Origin of the sequence: Polycladospora coralii, assembly GCF_014773435.2 — a bacterium.
GTDB lineage: Bacteria > Bacillota > Bacilli > Thermoactinomycetales > Thermoactinomycetaceae > Polycladospora > Polycladospora coralii.
The window spans coordinates 331,691-347,902 of the sequence record NZ_JACXAG020000002.1; the positions used below are offsets into that span (position 1 = coordinate 331,691).

Sequence of the window (16,212 nt, forward strand, 5' to 3'; positions counted from 1 at the left end):
TCGCTGCCGGTGGTAAACATCGTTATGTAAATGAAGAGACCTCTCATCTGAATAGATAAAGAGGTAAACAGGGTGGTACCGCGGGAAACCAACTCGTCCCTTTTAATGTAGAGAACAGGACGTTGGTTTTTTTGTTGTGTAAAAAAAGATGGAGGAAAGAATCATGAAATCAGCAGATATTCGTAATAAGTATCTTGATTTTTTTAAAGAAAAGGGTCATAAAGTTGAACCGAGTGCGTCACTCGTCCCAGTGGATGATCCAAGTTTATTATGGGTGAACAGTGGCGTCGCAACCTTAAAAAAATATTTTGATGGACGCGAAACACCAGCTAATCCACGTATTGTAAATGCACAAAAATCGATTCGAACCAATGATATTGAGAATGTAGGTTATACAGCACGTCATCAGACTTTTTTTGAAATGCTTGGTAATTTCTCGATTGGTGATTACTTTAAAGAAGAAGCGATTATATGGGCTTGGGAATTTTTAACGAGTAAGAAGTGGCTAGGCTTGGAAGAAGATAAACTTTATGTAACGGTTCATCCAGAGGATGAAGAAGCGTTTCAGTTATGGCATGAAAAGATCGGCTTAGATAAGAACCGGATTGTAAAATTAGAAGAAAATTTTTGGGATATTGGAGAAGGGCCCAGTGGTCCCAATACTGAAATCTTTTATGATCGTGGACCTGAGTTTGGAGATATAAGTGACCCTGAATGTTATCCGGGTGGTGAAAATGAAAGATATTTAGAAATTTGGAATTTGGTCTTCTCACAGTTTAACCATAATCCGGATGGGAGCTATACCCCACTTCCTAAGAAGAACATAGATACTGGGATGGGTTTTGAGCGTATTACGTCAATCTTGCAAAATACACCCACAAACTATGAGACCGATTTGTTTATGCCCATCATTTTAGAAACTTGTAAAAAGACAGGTAAAAGTTATGGGAAAGATCCAGAGGTAGACATTGCCTTAAAAGTAATCGCAGATCATACGCGGACACTCGTTTTTGCTATAGGAGATGGTGTTCTTCCTTCCAATGAAGGTCGTGGCTATGTCCTTCGCCGACTGCTAAGACGAGCTGTTCGTTACGGGCGCACGCTCGGCATTCAGGAGCCTTTTTTATATACTTTAACCGATCATATTGCTGAAATGATGAAATCCTATTATCCAGAACCAGCCTCAAATAAAGATTTTATTGCACGTGTGATTCAAGGAGAAGAAGAACGCTTTCTTGAAACGTTATCAGAAGGACTTCGTATTTTAGAAGAAGTTGTGGATAAAGCGAAGAGCAAGAATGAAGAAAGAATTGCTGGAAAAGACGCATTCCAGCTTTATGATACCTACGGTTTTCCAGTAGATCTTACAGAGGATTTTGCTAAAGAACACGGCTTAGATGTTGATCGTGATGGCTTTGATTTAGAGATGAAGTTGCAGCGTGAACGGGCACGTATTGCTAGAAAAGATATGGGGAGTATGCAAGTTCAAGGTGGTGCACTTACCGAACTAAAAGAAGCTTCTGAGTTTGTAGGGTATCGTGATCTCTCAGTTGAAACAAAGATTACCTCCATTATCTTTGAAGATCAGTTTGTCGATATTTTGGGTACGGGAAAAAGTGGATATGTATTGCTAGAAAAAACACCTTTTTATGCTGAAAGTGGCGGTCAAGTTGCAGATCGTGGAACCATCATGACAAACGATACAAAATTAGTCGTCCAAGATGTACAAAAAGGGCCGCATGGGCAACATGTGATGAAAATAATGGTAGAATATGGAACGATTCGCCACGGAGATAAAGTGCTTGCGCAAGTAGATCATGCACACCGTGGCAACACAGTACAAAATCACACGGCTACCCACTTACTTCATAAAGCGTTAAAAGAGGTGCTAGGTGATCATGTCAATCAGGCTGGATCGCTAGTTGGGCCAGATCGTTTACGCTTCGACTTTAGTCATATTGGGGCAATGACTGAAGATGAGATTCGCCAAGTTGAATCACGAGTAAATGAACAGATTTGGGCAAATAATAAAGTGGAGATATTTATTAAATCGCTGGATGATGCTAAAATGATGGGAGCAATGGCATTATTTGGTGAGAAATACGGTGAGGTTGTTCGGGTAGTGAAAGCAGGTGCATATTCCATAGAGTTATGTGGTGGTACACATGTGCAGTCAACTGGTGAGATTGGACTTTTTAAGATCATAAGTGAAAGTGGTATTGGTTCCGGTACCAGAAGGATTGAGGCAGCTACCGGTGAGCGCGCGTTTCTCCATTTAGAGCAACTGGCAAATGAGTTTAACAAGATTGCTGAAAAACTGAAAGTAAAGCCGGCAGAAGCTCTAAATAAAGTAGATCAGATTCAAAGTCAAATTCGCCAATTATCTCGGGAGAATGAGTCGCTTCGCAATAAATTAAATCAGTTTGAAGCTGGCGATCTGCAGTCAAAAGTGGAAGATGTTGCGGGAATCCAAGTTTTAGCTGCACAAGTGGAAGTAAAAGATATGAATCAATTGAGAAAGATGGTTGATGACTTAAAATTGAAGCAAGAAGATGGCATTATTGTACTGGGTGCAAGTGTCAATGGTAAGGCTCAAATTGTGGCTTCTGTTTCAAAAAAACAAGTTGAGAATGGACTACATGCGGGTAAACTAGTTAAAGAGATTGCTGAGCGATGTGATGGTGGTGGCGGTGGCCGTCCAGATATGGCTCAAGCTGGAGGGAAATCTCCGGAGAAATTGCAATCTGCACTTCAATATGTAAAAGAGTGGGTTACGCATGAATTAAAATAAAGGTGATTTTACAGACCAAGACGAAAGATCTATTAAATGGGCATCTAGTGAAAAGGGGTGAGTTCATCAATGGATGAGACAATGAAGTTTAAGTTTCGGGGAGATCAAGAAGCCGATCCAAAGCAAGTGTTACAATTGGTATATCATGCTTTAAAGGAAAAAGGATATAACCCGATTAATCAGATTGTCGGATACCTCATTTCAGGAGACCCAGCATATATTCCAAGACATAACAATGCACGTACCTTAATACGTAAGCTGGAACGGGATGAACTAATTGAAGAACTCGTTAAATCTTATTTAGACCAGCCTGATGAGTGAGAAAGGATATTATCATGAGTTTGGATGAATTTGCGACGTCATCAGGAGAAGTGACACGCATTTTAGGACTTGATATTGGCGATCGCAGGATTGGCGTAGCGATCAGTGATTCCTTGGGCTATACCGCTCAAGGAATTGAGGTCATTGACCGTAAGCAGGTAGATTGGCTATTGCGTATCAGTGAGTTAATTAAGGATATGGATGTCGGTGCAATCGTTGTAGGCCTTCCTCGAAATATGAATGGATCACTGGGTCCAAGAGGACAACTATGCCAGGAGATGGCAGATGAACTTAAAGCACGCTTTCATATACCTGTTCATCTATGGGATGAACGTTTATCTACTGTGGCAGCAGAGAGGACGTTAATCGAAGCAGATATCAGCCGTAAAAAAAGGAAAAAAGTGATTGACCAGATGGCAGCTTCGTGGATATTACAAGGATATTTAGATTCAGTAAGGAGGGTCTGATATGACAGACCATGAACAAGGACAGATAGAGTATTTATATATCCCAAATCAAGATGGGGTGGAAGAAAAATTTGAGATTATTTTTGACTTTGTGAGTGATGAAGGACAAAAATATATGTTTGTTACACCGGCGGAAGTAGAGAGTGATAGCGAAGATGAGGCTAGAGAGGTTTTAGCTTTTCGTTATGAAGAAGCCGATGATAATTTGACTTTGGAATTAATTGATGAAAACAATACAGAAGAATGGGATATGGTAGAGGAAGTTTTTGAGACGATGATGGCTGAGGCTGACGAATTATAAAACAGTCACAGAAATCCATTTCACAAACTGAAATTGGGGAATCGTATCAAGTTCTACAAACCATCGAAGCAAATGGATATCAATATTGTATTCTTCGAAATCCTGATCATCACCCTTCAATTGCTTATTTAATGCGTGTTCATCAAGATGGAATGAAGTTTATAGAGGATGACAGAGAATGGCACGAGATCGCAGATTATGTGGATCATTTGCTCGATTAAAAAATAACAGAGACCATCTCTGTTATTTTTTTTGTGGAAATATGCTAACATAGAATATGATTTAAACAAATAAATTATTTAGCTTTGATAGAAACCAAAAGGAGTTAGGGCATGAAGTGGTTGCTAAGAATGATCTTTACACTGGTTATTATTGTAGGCTGGGTCATTGTTACCTATGTTTATGCTAATTTTACATTAGGGTCGGAGAAAAGAGATCAGCCTGTAGAAGTGGAAATTATTAAGGATATGACGATTGCAGAGATTGGAACGCTGTTAAAAGAAAAAGGGCTGATCAGAGAAAAATATTTTTTTCGATATTATGCCATGTACAAAAAGAAAACAAATCTGAAGGCTGGTGTATATGAAGTAGAGCCGGGTGAATCACTTGATCAGATGTTAGATCGCTTTGTGGAAGGGAAAGAGAGTAAGATTTCGGTAACCATTCCAGAAGGGTTAAATGCAGCACAAATTGCCGATAAGCTAAAAGAGGAGGGCTTGGATAGTGAAGGCTTTTTAAAAGCTTTAAATACAAAAGAACCGAAATATGCTTTTGAGAAACAGATTCCAAACGATAGACAAAGAAAATATAAGTTAGAAGGCTATCTATTCCCGAGCACTTATAAATTTCGCAAAGACGAAAAACCAGAAAATATCGTAAATGCGATGTTAGAACAATTCCAAGTCAGGTTAGATAAATTAAATTGGGATCAACAACTTAAAAATGAATCGTTACCTAAGAACTGGAGTATCGATCAAGTCATTATTGTTGCTTCTCTGATTGAAAAAGAGGGACAAGTTCGCTCAGAACTACCTCGTATAGCGGGTGTCATTTATAATCGCTTGGAAAAAGAGCCGCGACTTTTGCAAGTAGATGCTTGGTATCATTATTACTTGAGTATGCGGGGAGAAGCATTAAAAAAACCGGATAAGCATACTAAAAATATTGAGAGCCCATATAATAACTATAAAAATCCAGGGCTACCACCAGGTCCGATTTGTAGTCCGAGTGAAAAAGCAATACATGCAGCACTATCGCCCGAAAATCATCAGTATTTTTTCTATGTGACCAAGAGTGACGGATCACAAGAACATTATTTCGCAAAAACAAATGAAGAACACCTTAAAAATATCAAAAAAAGTAATGCTAATGAAAAATGATTGATTCACTGCAAAAGAGCCTCTAATCGGGCTCTTTTGTGCATGAAATCCGTTTATTTTCCGAATCATACAATCTTTATAGGTGAGGTATACCCCTTTTTCTTGATGACCAAGATGAAAGTAGAAGCGCGAGGGGGGATTCCTGATGAGTAGATGGCGTACATGGTTGGTAACATTCGCATTTGTACTTTTCTTTGCTTGTTTGATTATGCGTTTATATGTAATCCAAATCAGTTCACCGCGTTCTTTATCCGTGTTTACACATAATCAAACGGTTGATTTAGTGGAACGTGCTCATCAAACACAAACGAAAGAAGTCATTATCGATAGTGGCCGAGGCAAAATATTAGATCGTAATGGTGAGGCATTAGCTGGAGAGTTAGACACGCATTTGTTAATTTTTCCACATACACAAGAGCAGATTAACGTACAGCGCGAAAAGATTAGACAACTTGCTGTTACGCTCTCTTATTCTGAAGAGAAATTAATCCAAATTCTTTCCACAGTGAAAAAACCTTATATTTTATCAAGCGAAGAAGAAAAAGAACTGGTCTTATCATCAGAGCAAGTGTCAGAAATTGAAAAATTAGCTTTATCTGGAATTGAGGTCGTACAATCTGACCATCGTTTAGCGTATCATCAAATTGGTAAACATATTTTGGGACAACTTCGACATTATCCAGCATTAGTTACAAAATTATATCCTGAAGAAGTAAAACAGGGTCAGATTTCGATTGATTCTTTAGTCGGAGTTTCTGGATTAGAATACACTTTCGACTCTTTTTTACACGGTTCAAACGAAAATATCTTACACTATACGACCGATGCGAATGGTACAAGGATGAATGGTATTCAGATCAAAGTTTCGCAAAATGTAACCCATACGAATCGAGAACCGTTAACAATTAAAACAACACTGGATAAAGACATTCAATTTCGAGTCGAAGAAGCGATGCGGAATGAAAAAGTTTTGAAAGGAGTAGCTGTCGTTCAAGAAATTAAAAGTGGGAACATCGTTGCGATAGCCAGCTATCCAACAGAGCAAACGATCGATACCCCACTAAGACACGGAGCTTTAACTGATGAAATACCGGGTTCAATTTTTAAAATGGTGGTAGCAGCAGCTGCATTAAATGAAGGTGTTGTAAAGCCAGATACGAAATTTCGCTGTGACGGTAACCTTGATGGAGCATTAAATAAACATGAGCATCATGGTGATTTAACTTTTAAAACTGCGTTTGCTAAATCATGTAATGTGGTTTTGGGAACGGTAGCGAAACAAATTGGAGCGGAAAAATTAGAAGCATATGCAAAGCGATTTGGATTGGCGCAACCGATTATGTGGCAAGGCCAAGTAAAAGTAGCTGGTTATTGGGCTGAAAATGAAGATTTTAGTCAAATTGAGCGTTCACAAGAAGAGCCAGGAATTATTTTTTCTGAAACGGGTAAGGAAAATATTGAAAGGGGAGATCAAAACAGTTTGGCGCGAACGGGAATTGGACAACAAGATGTACAGATGACGCCATTGCAAGCGTCCAATATGGTAACGGCTTTATTTCATCAGGGAAAAGCTCCACAACCCAGGTTAGTGACAGAGATTTTAGATGAAGAAGGAAAAGTGCGTTTTGCCTTCAAACCACAAAACATATCAGGTGCAAAAGGACTTAAAGCAGATACGATTTCCAATCTAAAAAAGATGATGCGTATGGTGGTGACAGATGGGACTGCTACGCCGCTTCGCTCTGCTACATGGTCACTTGCTGGTAAAACGGGCACGGCACAAAGGGAGAAGGAAGCGGATGGAACGCGCAATGTAAATAGATGGATAATTGGCTATGGACCAACACAGGCTCCGCAGTATGCGATGTCAATTGTATTACTAGATGTAGAGGATGCTAATGATCCACGTGGACTACGGATTTTTCAATCTGTTTTTGATAGATTAGCGGAATTAGAAAAGAAAAATAAAGAAAATAAATCAGCTACAAAAAACAAATAACCTTCGTTCGATTTCATTATGATGTGATTAAATATTCCATGGTATTTATCATTTATTCGATTAAATTAGACGATTTTTTGATAACAACCTGACTAAACGCTGGTTGTTTATTTAATTGTATGAGATTATGATATAGAGAGCGATTACATTTACCGAGAATCACATGTTGGTTTGTAATAATTAAAGGGGTAGGTAGAATGAAAATCACCGTTAATTTGACAAAGGCAGAGCTAGATTTGATTGAGGAAGCGATTCTTCAATATCAAAACTTATTGATGAAATCAGAAGAAGAAGAAGAAATTATTAAATATGAATTAGGTCTAGCGAAACGGGTGTTAAGTGAATTTGGTATGGAAGAGCTAGAAGAAGAAGTTGAAGAGGAACAAGCAGTACAACAACAGCAACAGATGGCATCAAATCACCCATATCCGCCACAAGGCGGAATGCCTTATGGACATTCAAATCATCCACAACAGAATTACCAAGGACAAAATACATTTGTTCCACCTAATCAATATCCGTTCTCTAGATAGTATAAAGCATTAGCTGTTTTATTCAGCTAATGCTTTATACCATTTCATCCTCCGTGGTAAGATACAAAGCGTCTTAACTGTAAGCGTTGTAGCGGGGAGAGTTGATCTATTTCTTGTTTGAGTCGTTCCAAAGCCGTCTGGTACAGCTGATAATCCATCGCATTTTTTTGTTTAATATATGAAATGGTCTTGGATGAAAGTGGTGTATGTTTAGGCTTTTTCCTCGTCACATTTTCTTTAGAATAAGCGCGTTGTTTCCAGTGCATTTGGTGATTTAATAGAAAAACAGAGTGCGGGTATAACTCCGTAATCCCTACAAAGGAAAAGTACTTATCCATGTTGTGTAGTGCTAAGGTCAGGTCAGGGTTATTTTTACCGGATAAAAAACGAGTTTGATGATTGCTGACCGAATTTGCAATGCGCGGAATTTTAGATTGGATAAAGTCTTCAAAACTCATTTGACTAACCACTGCTTTTAAATTATTGACTCGACTTGAGCGAATAAAATAGTAGGCGGATAAGATTCTACTCAAGGGATCTCGGAGCATGGTCATATATTGCACATGCGTATGTGGAAAGTAGTGATGAACACCAAAACGACTATGTCCATAGGCACACTTAATTCGAGCAGCCATCATAGGGCTCATATGATTTAGTTTATTAATCTTGGCATTTATAGGGATATGAAGGATTTCATGCGGTTTAAATTGCTTGTGCACAATGCTTCGCATTGTTATGCCACCGGTTTTGGGAATGTGAGTGAAAATGAGTAGCTTCTTAGACATCACATGATCCCCCTTTTTTTCTGATACTACAAACATATGGTTTTCTGGTGTAAAATGCATCTGGTATTCGGCTATGTTAGCGAAAATAGACTCTTATTTACGAGATAATCGAAAGGAAATGTGGGATGAAGGAACTAGAAATCAAAGTGTTATTACAAGAGATGAAAGTGGGAGAACCCTTACACTTTACAACTTCAAAAAAAGGAAAATATATTGAAGTAGATCGAATTTTTCAAGGGATGTCAGTTAGCTGGATCATTCGCTATGAAAACGATCAAACAAGGGTTAATCATATTGATGAAGCAGTAAATATGATTGCAAAACATTGGAATATGTATTTAGAAGATGTATTAGATCAGCAGTTTGCGGAATTGGAGAGTATTACAGACTTAGGAGAGTATTGAGGAGGATTTGGTGCTAAACTTTATCTTAGAATCCAAAGAAGAGATCTCTTGTGCATTTATCCGTATGGGTATATCTGATTTTACAGCAGCGATTCAATTTGTGTATCAGCTTCCCTATGCTCGTAACGCACAACCTGACTATAGGTTGGTCTTACTGGAGAAAAGAGGGACATGTAGTTCCAAACATGCGCTGCTAGCTCAGCTTGCAAGAGAACATCGAAAACCAGTTGATTTATACATGGGAATATATATGATGAATGCGCATAATACACCAGGTGTCGGAGAAGTTTTAGCTAAGTATCATCTGGACGCGATTCCTGAAGCACATTGCTATTTGCAATATGAAGGCTCACGTTATGATTTTACCAGACGGATTCAACCTGAAGAGAATCCTTTGGACATGATCATAGATGAATGGAAGATTGGTCCTGATCAAATTGGAAGTTATAAAATAGATCAACATCAAAAATATTTGCAAAAATGGTTAGCTAAGCAGCATGAACCCTTTGATTTCAAGGAACTATGGAAGATTAGAGAGTTGTGTATACAAGCGCTAAGTCAATGAATCTTCTCTTGTGAGAATCCTCCTAATAATGATAGAATGGGCATAATTCATAAATTATACATACGATCTCTTGTGCTTTCTAAAAAATTAAAGCTAGGATGATGTACATTGCGTAAATTCCCACTTAACTGGAACTTAGAAAATATTTATGCTGGAGGTAGTGCTTCACCAGCACTTTTAGAGCGAATTGAAGAGACCAAGCTCAGCTTATCTGAACTAAAAGAAGTGGTGCAAAAAATCGATGATCAAATTACAGCATCTACCTTATATGAAATCTTACAAAGACTGCAAAAGTATGGTAGTTACTACGCAGACATGTATTCCTTTGTAGAGTGTTTAATTGCCCAAGATGTCAAAGACCAGCAAGCTAAAATTCTGCTTGGTCAGATCCATGAAATTGGCGCTATCTTTAATGCAGTAAACGCGACGTTAGATAGTAAACTCATTGATATTTCATCTGAGGTTTGGACTAACCTATTAAAATATCCAGAGATGGAGAAAATTGCATTTGTGCTTTCAGAAAAGCGCGCTCAAGCGAAAGAGAAGCTTTCTCCTGCACAAGAAGAGTTAGCCGGAGATTTAAGTGTAGATGGCTACCATGCTTGGTCAGGGATGTACGATACAATCGTTGGGCGTATGCAAATCCCTTATGAGGAAAATGGAGAAACCACATCCCTCTCAGTAGGACAACTATCAAATAAGTTTGCTACGAAAGACAACGGAGTACGTGCTAAAGTAGCGGAAATCTGGGAGAGTGCTTGGGAGAACGAAGCAGAGTTGTGCGCAACCTCTCTTAACCACATCGCAGGATATCGTTTGCAATTATATAAGCATCGTAAGTGGGATCATGTTTTAAAAGAGCCGTTAGCCAATAATCGGATGACAGCAGATACATTAGATGCGATGTGGAACTCCATTGTACAGGAAAAGCATAGACTTGTGCCATATATGGAACGGAAAGCGAAAATGCTTGGTATTGATAAATTAGGCATGTTAGATATCTATGCTCCACTAGGTAGTGAAGGTAAATCGTTCACCTATGATGAGGCATGTGAATTTATCATTAATCATTTCCGCAAATTTAACACGGATATGGCTGATTTTGCTGAGATGGCCCTTTCCAGTGGTTGGATTGAAGCAGAAGATCGTAATGGAAAACGTCCCGGTGGATTTATGACCGAGTTTCCAGTTGCTTCTGAGGGACGCATTTTTATGACTTTTAGCGGATCTTCTAACTGTGTATCTACACTAGCTCATGAATTGGGTCACGCTTATCACTCCTACGTGATGAAAGATCTGCCTCTGTTTGCACAACAGTATCGCATGAATGTGGCGGAAACTGCCTCAACTTTTGCTGAAACGATTGTAATTGATGCAGCAATTAAAGCAGCAAAAACGAAAGAGGAAAAGATTACCTTATTGGCGGAGAAGATCGATCAAGCTGTAGCGTTCTTAATGGATATACATGCTCGCTTCTTATTTGAAAATCGCTTTTATGAGGCCAGAAAAGAAGGGGCTGTCAGCACTGAATCATTATGTGAATTAATGATTGCCGCACAAAAAGAGGCATTTGCGGATACACTCGGTAGCTATCATCCTCATTTTTGGGCTTCAAAGCTCCATTTTTACGGGACGGATGTTCCTTTCTATAATTTCCCATACACCTTTGGTTATCTCTTCAGCTCCGGGATTTATGCACGAGCTATAGAAGAAGGGACAGGATTTGGAGAAAAATATGTGGATTTGTTACGTGATACTGCAAGCATGACTGTAGAAGATTTAGCAGAGCGACATTTACAGATCGATCTTACTCAACCTGACTTTTGGAAAAATGCCATCGATTTAGTGATGACAGATGTTGAAGAATTTTTAGCACTTACTGATGAACAGTAAAGTAAAAGCCTCAGCTCACTATAGAGCTGAGGCTTTTACTTTACAATTTCTTTTACACGACCGACTTGACCATCGGTCAGTCTTACTTTGATACCATGCGGATGTGTAGGCGAATTGGTTAAAATATCTTTTACAATACCAGTTGTTAGCTTTCCAGTGCGTTGATCCTGCTTCAAAACGATTTTCACAGTAAGCCCACTGTGAATTTCATTTCTCTTTTGTCCGTCCATTTGGGCCTCCATACATATTGATGTAAGTAATATTAATATGTATGGAGATCTCTTCGAACAATTGAACCGTTACATGCAATGCCATAGAGCTATAATCCATTCAACAGTTTTTCTACAACTTCATCTAAAGTTTGTTTTTGAGAATGCACGTTAACCACTCCTTTACATATCTATTTGATTTTGATAGAATGCTTCTAATAATTACATCTAAATAAAATATCTATGACTGAGAGAGTAAGAATCTGAACGTTTTTCAGCGAGCTAGGGTTGCTGTGAGCCTAGTAACCGTACGATTCTGAACCGCACTCACGAGATATTACGTTGAATCGAGTAGGCGTAATCGGGGATCTAACCCGTTATTAATAGATGAAAGTGGCATTTGAAATGCAACCGGAGTGGTACCGCGGGTAAACTCGTCTCCTTTTTGATAAGGATGACGAGTTTTTTTAATACGATTTTACCCAGGAGGAATAATTGATGGATTTGAAAGGAACCTTGACTCAAATCATACTTGCAGCTATGCCTATTCCTGAAAAAGAAGACTCACCGCCCCTGATTTTAGAGACACCAAAGAATGCTGATCACGGTGACATTGCCGTTCCCTGTTTTTTGCTTGCCAAACAATTGAAGCGGTCTCCACATGATATTGCAAAGGAAGTATCAACCAAGATCCAGGATCCTTTAGTTACTGATATTCAAGTTATTGGTCCTTACCTCAATCTCTTCTTAAATCGAAAGGAAGTGAGTGGTGGTATTTTAGATCAGATCATCACGAAAAAAGGAAACTATGGCTCTAATACAGATGGATCCAATGCCTATGTACCGATCGATTTGTCTGGACCGAATATTGCCAAACCTTTTTCGATGGGACATCTCCGTTCAACAATGATCGGAAATGCAATTGCAAACCTTTCAGCGAAGAATGGATATCGTCCAGTTCGAATTAATCATTTAGGCGATTGGGGTACTCAGTTTGGAAAACTCATTGCCGCTTACTTAAAATGGGGCGAGAAAGAAAAAGTGAAACAACACCCCATTATCGAGTTGCTTCGTCTCTATGTGAAATTTCATGATAAAGCGCAACATCATACAGAGTTAAATGATGAAGGACGACGCTACTTTAAATTGCTAGAGGATGGAGATCCACAAACACGAGAGCTTTGGGAGTGGTTCCGGGAAGAATCAATACAGGAATTTTCTCGTATTTATGATCTGTTGGGAGTGTCTTTTGATTATCTACAGGGAGAGGCATTCTATAATGACAAAATGGATGAAGTGGTAGATATCCTAACAAAGAATCAGTTACTCCAAGAGAGTGAAGGAGCCCTCGTTGTCAGATTGGATGAACATGATATTCCTCCTTGTATCATTCAAAAATCTGATGGAGCTACCATCTATGCCACGCGAGATTTTGCTACTGCCTTATACCGAAAACGTAATTTTGATTTCTCTCGTTCTTTGTATGTTGTGGGTAGCGAACAATCCTTACATTTTGAACAACTCAAACTAGTGTTAGAGAAAGCAGGGTTTGATTGGGCAAAGGATATGATCCATGTTCCTTTTGGTATGATGCTTCAAAATGGAAAGAAAATGTCAACGAGAAAAGGTCGAGTCATCTTGTTAGAAGAAGTGTTAATGGAATCGGTTGAACTCGCCAAACAAATCATCAAAGAAAAGAACCCATCTTTGGAAAATAAGGATGAGGTGGCGAGACAGGTGGGAATTGGTGCCGTAATCTTCCAAGATTTAAAACACTTCCGTACGAATGATGTCGAATTTTCCTTTGAACAAATGCTGAACTTTGATGGAGAGACAGGACCTTACCTTCAATATACACATGCCCGTTGTCATTCCTTATTACGAAAAGCCGGAGATTTTACGCCATCAATAGGTCAGACGATTGATGAGATCGAAGCATGGCCAGTTATCACACATCTTTCTCAATTTGGTGAAGTTGTAAAACAGGCATGGAATGATTATGATCCATCAAAAATTTCACGCTATTCCTTAGACCTCGCACGTACATTTAATCACTACTATGCTAAGGTACGGATCTTGGATTCCGATCAAAAAGAAGTGAGGCTACATTTGGTTTATGCAGTTGCCACAGTCTTAAAAGAATGTCTAAGATTACTCGGGATACAAGCACCAACTGCGATGTAAGAATAAGAAAGAGAACAGTCTGAGAAATAGCTGTTCTTTTTCTTACTCATAAGTGAGATATATTTTTCCATACTTTTGAATCCCTCCAAGTTCTAGTATTTTCTTAATTAAACAACTTGGTATCGAATGAATTGATGGATTGGGCTTATAACTGGTTGAGGTCAAGACAAAGTTAGGACTAATCACGATTTCATAATCCTCCCCAGGGAAAAATACAATCGACTGAAACTCTTGGAATTCTTGAAATCGGAAGTTGCTTCAGTGAGAACGCCCCCTGACACCAATACAACGGAAGGAGTACCATTCGTTCCTTTTGCAAGGGTTTTCCATATAACGTAAGGACGATTGGTTTTCTTTAGATAGGATAATAACTGTACAGGATGGGGTAATGGCACAACCCCATAGCTTGAGTGTTGTCCAAAGCGGAAACGAATTGCGGATGTTAACCGCTCAAGAATCCCAGCGGCTTCAGCCGTGGAAGTGTCAAAACATTCCTCTAGTGCCTTATTATGAATCTGAAGTCATCGATCTAATTCTACTGAATGAGGAAACAGACTCTCTTTGATAAGTCAAAAACTATTTTATAGGGTGAAAGCACTGAATAGTGAAAGTGGCCAGTAATCATTAGCTTAAGACAAGTGTGTCTACCGTTAGGTAGAATCTGAAGGAAATGGGTAGAAAACCTCTGGTCCGACGAACAGGAATCTCATATAAGGCGAACTCTGGTTAGATGCGTCTATAAAACAAGACAAAGTCTTTGCTTCCAAAGGGTAGAGAATGTAAATGAGGTGGGTAGATGGAGGGAAAGAATGGGTTCATACCTGGGGGATCTGACTAAAATGCCGTGCACACATGGTAATGGAGCTGTTCCTTAAGTAGTACATCCACTTAAGGAACAGCTCTTCTTTAATAGCAAAATTTAATTTTCAATCAAGCACTTAGTAAAAATATTTTAACCCCTGCTATACATCGCAAAGGGTATCAGCCACCAGCAGTGAGGAGAGTTTGGATATCAAAATCAGGAAAAAAACGCCTCTTAGGCGTATACCTTCTGTGACAGATCGAGCATTACAGAGATATACAATTGATATTTTCTCTGCGGTATATGAACAGGATTTTCTCCATTGTTCCTTCGGGAGTAGATTGCTGGCGACGAATGCTTAGTAGATGCAGTCAGAAAAGTAAAGTGCCATGGGATCAATTCCAGCAAATAAAATCATTGTTTCTAATTGCACAACCAATAATTTCATACCTTTTCACAGATTGAATACATACGCCGTGTTGTGAAACCATTTCTGAAGAGCTCTGTACGGAAAATTCGCACGCGGGCTTCCACCCTCTACTACTCGATTACAATTTCTTTTACACGACCGACTTGACCATCGGTCAGTCTTACTTTGATACCATGCGGATGTGTAGGCGAATTGGTTAAAATATCTTTTACAATACCAGTTGTTAGCTTTCCAGTGCGTTGATCCTGCTTCAAAACGATTTTCACAGTAAGCCCACTGTGAATTTCATTTCTCTTTTGTCCGTCCATTTGGGCCTCCATATATATTGATGTAAGTAATTTATTATTCTTGTAAGACATCAATGCTACCATTTGTAGTTTTAAGTTGAACTCTGTGATCACCTTCTCCAAAAAAGGCACTTCCTGTATATTGATCGAATAAGTTAATTCTACCATTAACTGTTTGTGCATGAATAGTATTATTAACAGGCTTTTGTTTTGTTTTAACGAGTATCGATCCATTTTCGCTCGATAGCGTTAATGTGCGGTTTAGGTCAGACAAAGCTAGATCGATTTCTCCATTTACAGTCTCCCCATTGATGTTTCCGGTTACGTTTTGCATTTGAATTTGTCCATTTACTGACGAAGTTTCAATTTGACTAGATTCAATCTGCTTAAAAATGATCGCACCATTAGCAGCGTGAATATTCATCTCCTTAATTTGTTGTTGCGTTACTTCAATTGACCCATTATGGTTTTTTATGTAGAGTGACTGATAGATTTTTTTGGGTAATTGTACATGTAAAGATGGAGTTTGTTCCCATGTATAAAAATCATACCACTTGGAATCCTCTATTTGAAAGGTCACTTTAAGTGTTGAATCTGAAGTGTTTACTACAAATTGTTTCTCATTGAACTTGTCCCCCTTCCCGCGTAAAGAAAGTTGAATGTCTGAATGATCTGTGGGCACAATAGTGAGATTGGCTTCTGTTGAATCAAAGAGGATTGTATCGATTGGCTTTCCAGATATCACTTTGTCCACCTTGAAAGGAGCACTTGTGATTGAAATAGGAAAAGTGAACCATGCCCCTAGCACACCGATTACTATAAGTGAGAAAGCGATGATGACGAACATACGCCTGTTAAACAT

General features: G+C 38.8%; 17 protein-coding genes and 1 other annotated feature. Of the genes, 13 read left to right on the plus strand and 4 right to left on the minus strand.

What is annotated here, in order from left to right:
* Positions 1-163 precede the first annotated feature (163 nt).
* From alaS to IC619_RS05845, 8 genes are all read left to right on the plus strand, one after another.
* Positions 164-2,791, plus strand: coding sequence for an alanine--tRNA ligase (gene alaS, locus IC619_RS05810; RefSeq protein ID WP_191139036.1), 2,628 nt, complete (start codon positions 164-166; stop codon positions 2,789-2,791).
* Positions 2,792-2,860: 69 nt separating this feature from the next.
* A complete protein-coding gene (locus IC619_RS05815) occupies positions 2,861-3,112 on the plus strand; it encodes an IreB family regulatory phosphoprotein (RefSeq protein WP_191139035.1) in 252 nt (83 codons plus the stop codon).
* A 14-nt stretch (positions 3,113-3,126) separates the two neighbouring features.
* Entirely contained in the window at positions 3,127-3,579 is a 453-nt protein-coding gene (ruvX, locus tag IC619_RS05820; protein ID WP_191139034.1) for a Holliday junction resolvase RuvX, read from the plus strand.
* A 1-nt stretch (position 3,580) separates the two neighbouring features.
* Positions 3,581-3,880, plus strand: coding sequence for a DUF1292 domain-containing protein (locus IC619_RS05825; RefSeq protein WP_191139033.1), 300 nt, complete (start codon positions 3,581-3,583; stop codon positions 3,878-3,880).
* A gap of 32 nt (positions 3,881-3,912) precedes the next feature.
* Positions 3,913-4,101: a DUF1292 domain-containing protein gene (locus tag IC619_RS17320; protein ID WP_369411252.1), complete on the plus strand. Its 189-nt coding sequence runs from the start codon at positions 3,913-3,915 to the stop codon at positions 4,099-4,101.
* Between the two features lie 111 nt (positions 4,102-4,212).
* Complete coding sequence (gene mltG / locus IC619_RS05835; RefSeq protein ID WP_191139032.1) at positions 4,213-5,259, plus strand: endolytic transglycosylase MltG; 1,047 nt, start codon at positions 4,213-4,215, stop codon at positions 5,257-5,259.
* Positions 5,260-5,404: 145 nt separating this feature from the next.
* Entirely contained in the window at positions 5,405-7,258 is a 1,854-nt protein-coding gene (locus IC619_RS05840) for a peptidoglycan D,D-transpeptidase FtsI family protein (protein WP_191139031.1), read from the plus strand.
* Between the two features lie 197 nt (positions 7,259-7,455).
* On the plus strand, positions 7,456-7,791 hold the full coding sequence (locus tag IC619_RS05845) for a hypothetical protein (protein ID WP_191139030.1): 336 nt from the start codon (positions 7,456-7,458) through the stop codon (positions 7,789-7,791).
* Between the two features lie 44 nt (positions 7,792-7,835).
* Here the strand turns inward: IC619_RS05845 and IC619_RS05850 are convergent, their stop codons facing one another.
* On the minus strand, positions 7,836-8,576 hold the full coding sequence (locus tag IC619_RS05850; protein WP_191139029.1) for a sulfotransferase family 2 domain-containing protein: 741 nt from the start codon (positions 8,574-8,576) through the stop codon (positions 7,836-7,838).
* Between the two features lie 125 nt (positions 8,577-8,701).
* On the opposite strand from IC619_RS05850, the gene IC619_RS05855 reads away from it, so the two are divergent.
* From IC619_RS05855 to IC619_RS05865, 3 genes are all read left to right on the plus strand, one after another.
* On the plus strand, positions 8,702-8,980 hold the full coding sequence (locus IC619_RS05855) for a hypothetical protein (protein WP_191139028.1): 279 nt from the start codon (positions 8,702-8,704) through the stop codon (positions 8,978-8,980).
* A 10-nt stretch (positions 8,981-8,990) separates the two neighbouring features.
* Positions 8,991-9,545: a hypothetical protein gene (locus tag IC619_RS05860; protein ID WP_191139027.1), complete on the plus strand. Its 555-nt coding sequence runs from the start codon at positions 8,991-8,993 to the stop codon at positions 9,543-9,545.
* 108 nt (positions 9,546-9,653) lie between these two features.
* Positions 9,654-11,438 carry a M3 family oligoendopeptidase gene (locus tag IC619_RS05865; protein WP_191139026.1) on the plus strand — a complete coding sequence of 595 codons (1,785 nt, stop codon included), beginning with the start codon at positions 9,654-9,656 and terminating at the stop codon, positions 11,436-11,438.
* A gap of 35 nt (positions 11,439-11,473) precedes the next feature.
* Here IC619_RS05865 and IC619_RS05870 read toward each other — a convergent pair whose 3' ends face one another.
* Positions 11,474-11,668, minus strand: coding sequence for a YwbE family protein (locus IC619_RS05870; RefSeq protein ID WP_191139025.1), 195 nt, complete (start codon positions 11,666-11,668; stop codon positions 11,474-11,476).
* Between the two features lie 213 nt (positions 11,669-11,881).
* Positions 11,882-12,092: a binding site (T-box leader), on the plus strand.
* Between the two features lie 53 nt (positions 12,093-12,145).
* Here IC619_RS05870 and argS point away from each other — a divergent pair.
* Together argS and IC619_RS05880 are read left to right on the plus strand one after the other, a co-directional pair.
* Positions 12,146-13,831, plus strand: coding sequence for an arginine--tRNA ligase (argS, locus tag IC619_RS05875; RefSeq protein WP_191139024.1), 1,686 nt, complete (start codon positions 12,146-12,148; stop codon positions 13,829-13,831).
* Positions 13,832-14,219: 388 nt separating this feature from the next.
* Positions 14,220-14,396 carry a hypothetical protein gene (locus tag IC619_RS05880; RefSeq protein ID WP_191139023.1) on the plus strand — a complete coding sequence of 59 codons (177 nt, stop codon included), beginning with the start codon at positions 14,220-14,222 and terminating at the stop codon, positions 14,394-14,396.
* A 777-nt stretch (positions 14,397-15,173) separates the two neighbouring features.
* On the opposite strand, the gene IC619_RS05885 is transcribed toward IC619_RS05880, so the two are convergent.
* A complete protein-coding gene (locus tag IC619_RS05885) occupies positions 15,174-15,371 on the minus strand; it encodes a YwbE family protein (protein WP_191139022.1) in 198 nt (65 codons plus the stop codon).
* Positions 15,372-15,405: 34 nt separating this feature from the next.
* Positions 15,406-16,212: a DUF4097 family beta strand repeat-containing protein gene (locus IC619_RS05890; protein ID WP_191139021.1), complete on the minus strand. Its 807-nt coding sequence runs from the start codon at positions 16,210-16,212 to the stop codon at positions 15,406-15,408.